Source organism: Moorena sp. SIO2C4 (assembly GCF_010672485.1).
Taxonomy (GTDB): Bacteria; Cyanobacteriota; Cyanobacteriia; order Cyanobacteriales; family Coleofasciculaceae; genus Moorena; species Moorena producens.
On the sequence record NZ_JAAHGN010000021.1, the window covers coordinates 1 to 8,296 of the forward strand.

The 8,296-nt window shown below is 45.2% G+C and carries 10 protein-coding genes and 1 tRNA gene; 4 read left to right on the forward strand and 7 right to left on the reverse strand.

The features are described from left to right. Positions 1-417: 417 nt before the first annotated feature. Together F6K20_RS02450 and F6K20_RS02455 are read right to left on the reverse strand one after the other, a co-directional pair. Positions 418-1,014 (reverse strand): ATP-dependent Clp protease proteolytic subunit, encoded by a 597-nt coding sequence (locus tag F6K20_RS02450; RefSeq protein WP_008180354.1) that lies wholly within the window; start codon positions 1,012-1,014, stop codon positions 418-420. Between the two features lie 230 nt (positions 1,015-1,244). Further along, a complete protein-coding gene (locus F6K20_RS02455) occupies positions 1,245-1,901 on the reverse strand; it encodes an ATP-dependent Clp protease proteolytic subunit (protein ID WP_044492366.1) in 657 nt (218 codons plus the stop codon). Between the two features lie 225 nt (positions 1,902-2,126). Between F6K20_RS02455 and F6K20_RS02460 the strand changes: the two genes are divergently transcribed. After that, on the forward strand, positions 2,127-3,368 hold the full coding sequence (locus tag F6K20_RS02460) for a vWA domain-containing protein (protein ID WP_008180349.1): 1,242 nt from the start codon (positions 2,127-2,129) through the stop codon (positions 3,366-3,368). A 762-nt stretch (positions 3,369-4,130) separates the two neighbouring features. After that, a complete protein-coding gene (psb34, locus tag F6K20_RS02465; RefSeq protein ID WP_044492715.1) occupies positions 4,131-4,301 on the forward strand; it encodes a photosystem II assembly protein Psb34 in 171 nt (56 codons plus the stop codon). 597 nt (positions 4,302-4,898) lie between these two features. On the opposite strand, the gene F6K20_RS02470 is transcribed toward psb34, so the two are convergent. The 4 genes from F6K20_RS02470 to F6K20_RS02485 all read right to left on the reverse strand — a co-directional run bounded on the left by F6K20_RS02470 (position 4,899) and on the right by F6K20_RS02485 (position 6,418). Beyond that, positions 4,899-4,972 (reverse strand) — tRNA-Pro (locus F6K20_RS02470). A gap of 48 nt (positions 4,973-5,020) precedes the next feature. Continuing rightward, on the reverse strand, positions 5,021-5,386 hold the full coding sequence (locus F6K20_RS02475; RefSeq protein ID WP_044495827.1) for a DUF1818 family protein: 366 nt from the start codon (positions 5,384-5,386) through the stop codon (positions 5,021-5,023). Positions 5,387-5,417: 31 nt separating this feature from the next. Next, positions 5,418-6,077, reverse strand: a complete 660-nt coding sequence (locus tag F6K20_RS02480; protein ID WP_008191576.1) for a hypothetical protein — start codon at positions 6,075-6,077, stop codon at positions 5,418-5,420. A 110-nt stretch (positions 6,078-6,187) separates the two neighbouring features. After that, entirely contained in the window at positions 6,188-6,418 is a 231-nt protein-coding gene (locus F6K20_RS02485) for a DNA-directed RNA polymerase subunit omega (RefSeq protein ID WP_008191578.1), read from the reverse strand. Between the two features lie 350 nt (positions 6,419-6,768). On the opposite strand from F6K20_RS02485, the gene F6K20_RS02490 reads away from it, so the two are divergent. Both F6K20_RS02490 and F6K20_RS02495 read left to right on the forward strand, forming a co-directional pair. Further along, positions 6,769-6,939, forward strand: a complete 171-nt coding sequence (locus F6K20_RS02490; RefSeq protein WP_287264707.1) for a hypothetical protein — start codon at positions 6,769-6,771, stop codon at positions 6,937-6,939. Between the two features lie 9 nt (positions 6,940-6,948). After that, complete coding sequence (locus tag F6K20_RS02495) at positions 6,949-7,659, forward strand: GDSL-type esterase/lipase family protein (protein ID WP_287293568.1); 711 nt, start codon at positions 6,949-6,951, stop codon at positions 7,657-7,659. On the opposite strand, the gene F6K20_RS02500 is transcribed toward F6K20_RS02495, so the two are convergent. Next, positions 7,645-8,103: a pentapeptide repeat-containing protein gene (locus F6K20_RS02500; RefSeq protein WP_081431989.1), complete on the reverse strand. Its 459-nt coding sequence runs from the start codon at positions 8,101-8,103 to the stop codon at positions 7,645-7,647. The genes F6K20_RS02495 and F6K20_RS02500 overlap by 15 nt on opposite strands. Positions 8,104-8,296 lie beyond the last annotated feature (193 nt).

Consider the following 8,296-nt stretch of genomic DNA (forward strand, 5'->3'; position numbering starts at 1 on the left):
TCTTGAGAAAACAACGGTACGGCGGGGCACGCCGAAACCAGGTGAAACAGGGAAGCAACGGACTTGATAAGGCACTTCTCAAAAAATAACCGAACGCTTAAGGAGACTAGCCCGCTGGGTCTTTCGTGAACTGAACTAAAATCTTAGTCTTGACGGGATTTCGGTTTAGATATTGCCATTTGGACACGGAGGTTTAAGGCCGGTCGTAGATCTAAGAATCCCCGTCTTTTTAAAGCGGGGAGTGTCAACCACCAAGACGGTTACAACCCAGTTTTTGCGGTGCGGCTCCGCGCTTTTTCAAAGCTAAGGGTGAAAGGGCACCAAGAGGATGATCAATCAAAGGCTGCAATTGGTGCCATTACGGTTAATAACCGGCTTGGCGGCGTAAGTCCTGATCAAATTTACCAGAGCAACAGTCTAGGGTGCTCTCTGATCAATGACTTGGTCAATCAAGCCATACTCCTTGGCTTCATCCGCTGACATGAAAAAGTCCCGATCCATGTCTTTTTCGATTTTCTCTAGGGATTGACCGGTATTTTGGGCGTAGATTTCATTGAGTTGATGGCGGATCCGCAAAATTTCCCTAGCTTCAATCTCAATATCCGTAGCTTGTCCACGGGTTCCCCCAGAGGGTTGGTGAATCATAATCCTGGAGTGAGGCAAAGCTATTCGTTTTCCTTTTTTACCTGCAGCTAGCAGGAACGACCCCATAGAGGCAGCTAGACCAACACAAACGGTTACTACATCGGATTTGATATGCTGCATGGTATCGTATATTGCCATGCCTGCGGTGACTGAACCACCAGGAGAGTTTATGTAGAGGATAATATCTTTGCTATTATCTTCAGAGTCGAGATATAGCATTACCGCAATGATCTGGTTGGTGATTTCGTCATCCACCTCTTTGCCTAGAAAAATAATCCGTTCCCGGTAGAGACGGTTGTAGATGTCAATCCACTCAGTATACTGACTTCCTGGCATCTGGTAGGGAACTTTGGGCACACCAATTGGCATAATTTGCTCCGAGTTAGTACTAGATTGTGGAAAAGGGCATGTAAAGATTGATCAATTTATGTAAGCATTCAGCTATCAGCCGTGAGCCGTCAGCTATCATGCTAATCAACGGGAGGTAGTAAACAAGCATCGGGTGCACTTATACGGCTGGTTGAAAATCCCTGCTGGTTTTACTGATCCGAATAAGCTGATTGCTGATTGCTGATTGCTGATTGCTGATAGCTTACGACCTAAGTAATACCAGCAGGAATCGGAGTATCAAGCTCTTGAGGTTCTAGCACCCTGTCGATCAGACCATACTCTTGGGCTTGGTGAGGTGTCATGTAAAGGAAGCGATCCATATCTTTGGCAATTTTTTCTTGGTCTTGACCGCTATTGCGAGACAGGATATCGAGCATCGTCTTCTTATTGGTCAGAACTTCTTGAGCACGAATTTGGATATCCGTCGCTTGACCCTGGGCATAACTCCTGGGCTGATGTAGGACAATAGTGGCATTGGGTAAACTTGCCCGACAGCCTTTGGTTCCTGCGGAGAGGAGCATGGCTGCCATCCCGAGGGCTGAACCAATACAAATAGTGTGGATAGGGGGCTTGATGTAATTTATGGTGTCACAGATGGCAAAAGCTTCGGTTTCAAAACCCACAGGTTGGCCATCGTAACGGGATGTGCCGGTGGAATTGATGTAAATTTTAATTGGCTTGTCTGGGTCGTCGTACTGTAAATACAACAGTTCGGCAATAATTAATTCTGTTACCGCACTCACCAAGGGCATACCCAAATATACAATCCGCTCACTTAACAACAGCGAGGGTAAGTCTGGTGGCGGTGTGCGGTAGGCAGGTCTACCATAATAGGTAGATTGAACAGCCTGGATGGGTCGTTTCATGATATTTGGGGCTGCAATAATGGCACTATCTTTAACCAGTGTAGCTTGCCATACTTTCTTCGTGATTTTATTCGTGCCGGTTAGCCCCCGAAAGGTAAAAACTGTAACATGGGGGAAAACTGCCTTATATGGGGTTATTGTAAGCAGCTCAATGGCTCGACCCATGTTGGCTGATGCCCCTACACCCATTATCAATTACCCTTGCTGCCTGAGGAGCTATCTAAAATGAAAGTTGGTTTGCACCCAGCCCTTAACGATACTAATATTGATGCTAATCAACCGAGTAGTCAGCGTCAGTTATCCATGGCGATTTCTGCGATCGCTGCTTCCTCCAGTCGAAATGTACCGTTGAATTTGTGTCTGGTACTCGACCACAGTGGCTCCATGCATGGACAGCCTCTGGAAACTGTCAAGCAAGCAGCAGTAGGGTTAATTGAGCGCCTGCAACCGGATGACCGCCTCTCGATTGTGGCCTTTGACCACAGAGCGAAAGTGCTGGTTCGCAATCAACCGATGGGCAACCTAGACCAAATCAAACGAAAGATTAACCGACTTGGGGCTGATGGGGGTACTGCCATTGATGAAGGTCTAAAGCTAGGGGTTAAAGAATTAATTAAAGCTAAACAAGACACGGTATCTCAGGTGTTTCTCCTCACTGATGGGGAAAACGAACATGGAAACAATGAAAGCTGCATAAAATTAGCTGAACTGGCTGCTGAAAATAACTTGACTATCAACAGTCTGGGATTCGGTGCCAACTGGAACCAAGATATTTTGGAAAAAATTGCGGATATTGCTACTGGTAGCTTGTCTTACATTGAAGAACCAGAGCAAGCCCTGAGTGAGTTTGCACGTTTGTTCAACCGCATGCAGTCTGTTGGCTTAACTAATGCTTATCTGTTGTTGGATTTAATGCCAAAAGTGCGGTTAGCAGAACTCAAACCCATCGCCCAAGTAGAACCAGATGCGATTGAACTCCCAGCACAATCAGAAGGCGATCGCTTTATGGTACGTTTGGGAGATTTGATGACTGATTCACAACGGGTGATTCTCGCTAACTTGTATGTTGGGAAAATGCCAGAGGGTCGTCAAACCATTGCCCATGTACAAGTCAAATATGATGATCCATCCAGTGGTGCCCAAGAGTTACTCTCGGAAATCGTGCCAGTCCAGGCAAATTTCCAGGAGGCTTATCAACCAGTTCCCAATCCTGAGGTACAGAAGCATATTCTAGCTTTAGCTAAATATCGTCAGACTCAAATTGCGGAAACGAAATTACAGCAGGGCGATCGCGTCGGGGCTGCCACCATGTTACAAACTGCGGCAAAAACTGCTATCCAGATGGGGGATAAAGGAGCCGCAACGGTACTGCAAACTAATGCTACGATTTTGCAAACTGGGGAAGACCTCTCAGAAGCTGATCGTAAGAAAACCAGAATTGTGTCTAAGACTCTGTTACAGGAGTGATCAATTGTAGGAGTAATCAAAAGGGTAGGCATGATCCTTGCCACCCTTTGCTGCTGTCCAATCATGGGCTCTTGAAATGCGATCGCATATAGCAGTTCTCAATTGGGTGAGGTACTTACGCCCTTGGGGTTAATGGGAGCTAAGGCCGTGGGCCACGCTTACTGGCAGAGCCAGACGCTGCTTGAGGTGCGAACGGAGCTGGGAGCAGGGAAGTCAGAAGTGGGAAAAAACCCTGTTTACCTCATAGGTATAAGAAACGCTATATCTGAAGTTACTTTTTTGCCAAAACATTTGCTTCTATCAACAGGACTTACCCAGTCAGTCCTGTCCAAACATCTTGCTACACATCTGATCAGTCTATTAACTCCTCATCATCGAAAGGCTGAGTAGAGTCGGGCTGGGGGTATGCCATCTATTCCCAAAGATATATGCCGAAAGTAAGAACTTAAACACTCAGACTTAAACACTTAGACTTAAAGACTTAGATTTAAACACTTATAAATAAGGATTAGCAGCGATTATTTGGTTTTATAGGCGTAATTAGCAGTAATTACGCCTATTTACTCTTGCTTAATCTTCAAAATTTAGGCTTTTTACCTTTTTGTCGGGTTTTTACACCTACACCTATACGGCTAACCCTACAAAAAGTTCCTGTCAAGCTATTGAAACAAAAGTTTACATAGTGTTATATTTATTTACAGAAAGACGAAAGGAGAAAAAAAGCAAATGACTTTCAGCACTAACACCATGACCAAGTCCACTATGTACACCACCGTTGATGAAACCGGAGTCCTCAACAACTACGCTCCTGAAACCGAGATTTACTACGCAGACTTCCCAACACTTGAACAGCAGCGTAATTATATTTCCCAAGGTGCTATAGCTAGCTTGTTAGTCTGCTTGTTAATTTTGACTGCCTTCGGTATCAGCTAAACCATTCGTTACTTATTTGACCACTAGCTTGTAAAACACAAAGGAGAAAATGATGACTATTGTAATTGCACTGTTAATTGAGATCGGAGGGGAAACGTCTGGACTCCAGTCAACAACTCTAAGCCAACTCGGTTTCCGGCTTCTTGTTGAAAAAAAAAAAAATGGAGGCGCGCTTTCCGCGTGAAGAATTAAATTACGGGGTCGCGCCTCAAGTTTTAACCATGCATCTGCATAGCCTACCAACCATAAAGGCTCCCCTGTCTAAGGTTTCGTCTCCGGGGGAAACCCCCTGTTCCGAAGCTGCATCGCTTCTTCAGGTGCGACCCGTGGCGAATTTAATTCTTAATAGGTCAAGCGCACCTAAGTTGTTTTCCTTTTCCTCTCCCTCTGGGTCGCCCCATGTTTTACCCTAATGTAAAAAACCTACCCCTGTGAGGGGCCCCAAACTCCCCACACTCCCGATCTTTTTTACAAATATGAGATGCACCCGATGCAACGCCGCTTTTTTAGTTTTTCACAGATACTTTGTCCAGATCACATTAATCAGACAACAGTGACAAATTGGGACTGACTACCCTAGCGAATTTTAAAACCGAATCGGAGCGGCGGGATTTGAACCCACGACCCCCACTACCCCAAAGTGGTGCGCTACCAAGCTGCGCTACGCCCCGGAAAACTTTATCTATTATACCACACTATTCGAGATTTGAACAACTAAACTAAAATACTTTTAGGGACTTAGCTGCTGCTAGCAACCCTGGAACCGCTGTTGCCACCCAGCTCCCCTCACAACAGCGTCCCTGATTCAAAATCAAGCGTAGGGTATAAGCGGAAGGATAGCCCTCTACCTCCATCCACAGCCAATCACTTTCTGCTTCACAAGTAATTTTCTCTTCGTCCATCAACTCACTTGCCATCTCACTCATAGTCTGAGCTAATTGCAGCAACAACCGACAAAAGTCGTTCAACTCCGACTCCGTTAGCTCAAATGCCCAGTGCTCGCCACCGACTAAACCTTTATAGTTAGGAGCCTCCGGATCCCAACCAATACGCCAGCCTTCTCCATGTTTAACAAGACGTTCCATTAACGTGATTCTGCCCAATTCACCAGACAAGTCAATTAGGTTTGAGTAACTGAGCATCTCCTGGTTTAGGTAAGGATAGTCCTCTTCTAGGATTGGAGGTTGTCGCAGGTGATGTAGGATTGGAGGTTGTGGCAGGTGATGGTGTCCCAGGTGATGGTTGTGTGCTCGACTCTGGTGCAACAGTTTCGGTGCGATTGGGATTGAATATGCTGACCAAAACGCTTACTAGTGCATCCCGTTCGGCACGAGTTAATTGTTCTATCGCTGCAATATCCCCTTTCATGGGATTTTCGGTTAAGGTATTCCCACTGGGATACTGGGATGCTACTAGGTAATCGTGTGCACCTAGATAGTCAGCCATGGTCAATTTCCAATCAAAACGGTAATTGGGCAACCGTTTTTTACCATAGACGTGATACCGAATTAAGCGGTTAACCAGGGTATTATTGGCAGCTACTTCACCGCTTTCTTTGCTAATGTATTGGTTCTCTTGTGGTAAATCCGGTAAACGCTGATATACTACCTTGCTAATCTCTGGGGGAATAAAAAACTGGGCGACAGCAGGCTGTGCTCCTAGGAGCTGGAAGACACCGGGGGCTTGGTCGTAGGATTCCCACAGCAATAGTAAACCACTGGTCAAAGTAGTAATAGTTAAACCTAGCGCTAGTTTAATTCTATTAGTCTTGTACATTGCTTAGAGACGACTATTGAACATTCCTGCACAACCTTGGGATAAAACTAGGTGAAAGAACTATTCTTGCCCCTGACCCTCTAACCCCCTGACTCACTCAGCACTATAGCTTAGTCCGCAATAATCTCTGGCTGCGTCAGTTCATCAGACATCTCAACAATTGCTCGCAGCACTGGCTTCATTGATGGCTCATCTAGACTTTCAAAATCTTCGAAGCGACGGCGCTTAGCACGGCTGGCCACTTGTACAGTTATCCGATAACGATTAGAAGCTGCACTTACTAGCTGCTCCGTCCGTTGCAGAATGTCCATTGAATCAAAGTTATAGATTTTGTGCAGCATAAGGTTTATGATGTGTTGCTTTCTGGTTAAAATCAGTATCGCCCCCTCTACCCTAGCATACTTCACTCCTAAACTAGGGGTTACCCCTGAGACAAGTCATAAAACTTTTCTTGAGGTTAATAATATACCATCAAAAAGTGAAAGAATTTGTGAAGTTGCGTGATTACTACTTACATTGCTTGGTATGTATGACAATAATAAGAAAGAACAGTCAATTTGTACTAACTATACCGAATCGACTAACTATACCGAAACTATATATCTAACCCAGGCTGGGAAGTTCTACCAAACTATCCCAGCCTACTTATATGTCAATAAGTATGTAAATAAGATGATGCGCATATGGGATTATGTTGTGTATATGGGAAGTGTATATGCGATCGCATCGATGGGCTACCTTAGGGGTCAGAGTACTTGGATTGACTCCTGTGGTAGATGTACCTTTTACATATACAAAAGATCATACCATTGCTAAGCTATCAAGAGTGTGTCGAGTTGTTAACAATTATCTGACTAAATAAATCTTGTCTATGCAAACACTTGCCGCTCCTAGCTTTGAGTCATTCCATCAGCGCCAAAGAACTCCCCTGAAATTCGTTGTCCTCGGAGATAGTCTGATCTATGGATTTGGAGACCCAGAAGGTGGCGGCTGGGTAGAGCGACTGCGACGTCAGTGGATGTTACCCGATAGTCCTGGTCATGTACTCTACAATTTAGGAGTTCGGGGTGATGGGGTTACCCAAGTCCACAAGCGACTAGAGCATGAATTTCGCAGTCGTGGTGAACTCAGAAACCGTGTACCTGATGCCATTATTTTATCAGTGGGCGTTAACGATTCAGCCCGTCTAGGACGTCCCGATGGCAAGAATTTTACTAATTTTGATAGTTTCCAGGAAGAACTAGCCAATCTGCTTGAGCTAGCCCAGCAACTCTGTCCAGTGCTATTTGTGGGCATGGTACCAGTGGATGAAAGGAAAATGCCCTTTCTCGATTGTTTTTACTACACTCATGCTGACCAGTACTGCTACAAAGAAGCTACTCGCCTTGCTTGTCTGAGGCGTCAAATTCCCTATCTAGACGTTTTTGATTTATGGACGTCCCGTGGTTATGATTGGTGCTCTCAACACCTATCTCCAGATGGTCTCCATCCCAATGTGGCTGGTTATCAGGAATTATTACAAGACATCCTGCTCTGGAACCCCTTAGCCCAGCTCAACTCCTTCAGCCTAGCGACAGCCTAAACTATCCCGTGTGGAGATCCCAGTTACAGGATTTACCCCCGTAGCACGGCCACACATCAGTTTAGCCTGATAGCGGTCAATCAAGGCATCGGTAAAATCAGCACCAGTTATCTCGGCATCGTAAAACCTGGTGCTATTCATAATTGCATCGGTCAAAATAGCATTGGTCAAATTAGCTTGGTCTAAAATTACCCGATCTGCCAAAGAATCGGTCAGGTTTGCACCTTCGAGATTGGCTTTCAATAAATTTCCCTTGGTGAAGATAGATCCACTCAGGTCAGCACCTTGGAAGTTTGTGCCTCGCATTTCAGCGCCTGCAAATACGCCACGAACTAAATTGCCATGGGAAAAGTCACGATAACTCAAATCCGTAAGGGCATAATTTACTGTATTCTCCTGAGCATAGGCAGGAGTAGCCGATAAAAGCACCCATAGCCAAGCCATAACAAGAACTAAAATTAGTCCCAATAAGCGTCGCCAAATCACCCTAATCACTTGTGAACCTGACTCCTTAAAACTTAAAGCCTAAAACTCCCTCTCTAACCAATCTTCACCGACTCTAATCGTCAGCTCAGATTTGAGATGACCAGTAGAGGATGCTTCTACTCTACCTAGTCCCAGGACTTTTTTGACAATA

Bases quoted from the DNA above. Each gene is read 5' to 3' on its own strand.
- F6K20_RS02495 (WP_287293568.1), top strand. From the start codon at position 6,949: ATGCAAACACTTGCCGCTCCTAGCTTTGAGTCATTCCATCAGCGCCAA.
- F6K20_RS02460 (WP_008180349.1), top strand. From the start codon at position 2,127: ATGAAAGTTGGTTTGCACCCAGCCCTTAACGATACTAATATTGATGCT.
- psb34 (WP_044492715.1), top strand. From the start codon at position 4,131: ATGTACACCACCGTTGATGAAACCGGAGTCCTCAACAACTACGCTCCT.
- F6K20_RS02455 (WP_044492366.1), bottom strand. From the start codon at position 1,901: ATGAAACGACCCATCCAGGCTGTTCAATCTACCTATTATGGTAGACCT.
- F6K20_RS02500 (WP_081431989.1), bottom strand. From the start codon at position 8,103: ATGGCTTGGCTATGGGTGCTTTTATCGGCTACTCCTGCCTATGCTCAG.
- F6K20_RS02480 (WP_008191576.1), bottom strand. From the start codon at position 6,077: ATGTACAAGACTAATAGAATTAAACTAGCGCTAGGTTTAACTATTACT.
- F6K20_RS02485 (WP_008191578.1), bottom strand. From the start codon at position 6,418: ATGCTGCACAAAATCTATAACTTTGATTCAATGGACATTCTGCAACGG.
- F6K20_RS02450 (WP_008180354.1), bottom strand. From the start codon at position 1,014: ATGCCAATTGGTGTGCCCAAAGTTCCCTACCAGATGCCAGGAAGTCAG.
- F6K20_RS02475 (WP_044495827.1), bottom strand. From the start codon at position 5,386: ATGGAACGTCTTGTTAAACATGGAGAAGGCTGGCGTATTGGTTGGGAT.
- F6K20_RS02490 (WP_287264707.1), top strand. From the start codon at position 6,769: ATGTTGTGTATATGGGAAGTGTATATGCGATCGCATCGATGGGCTACC.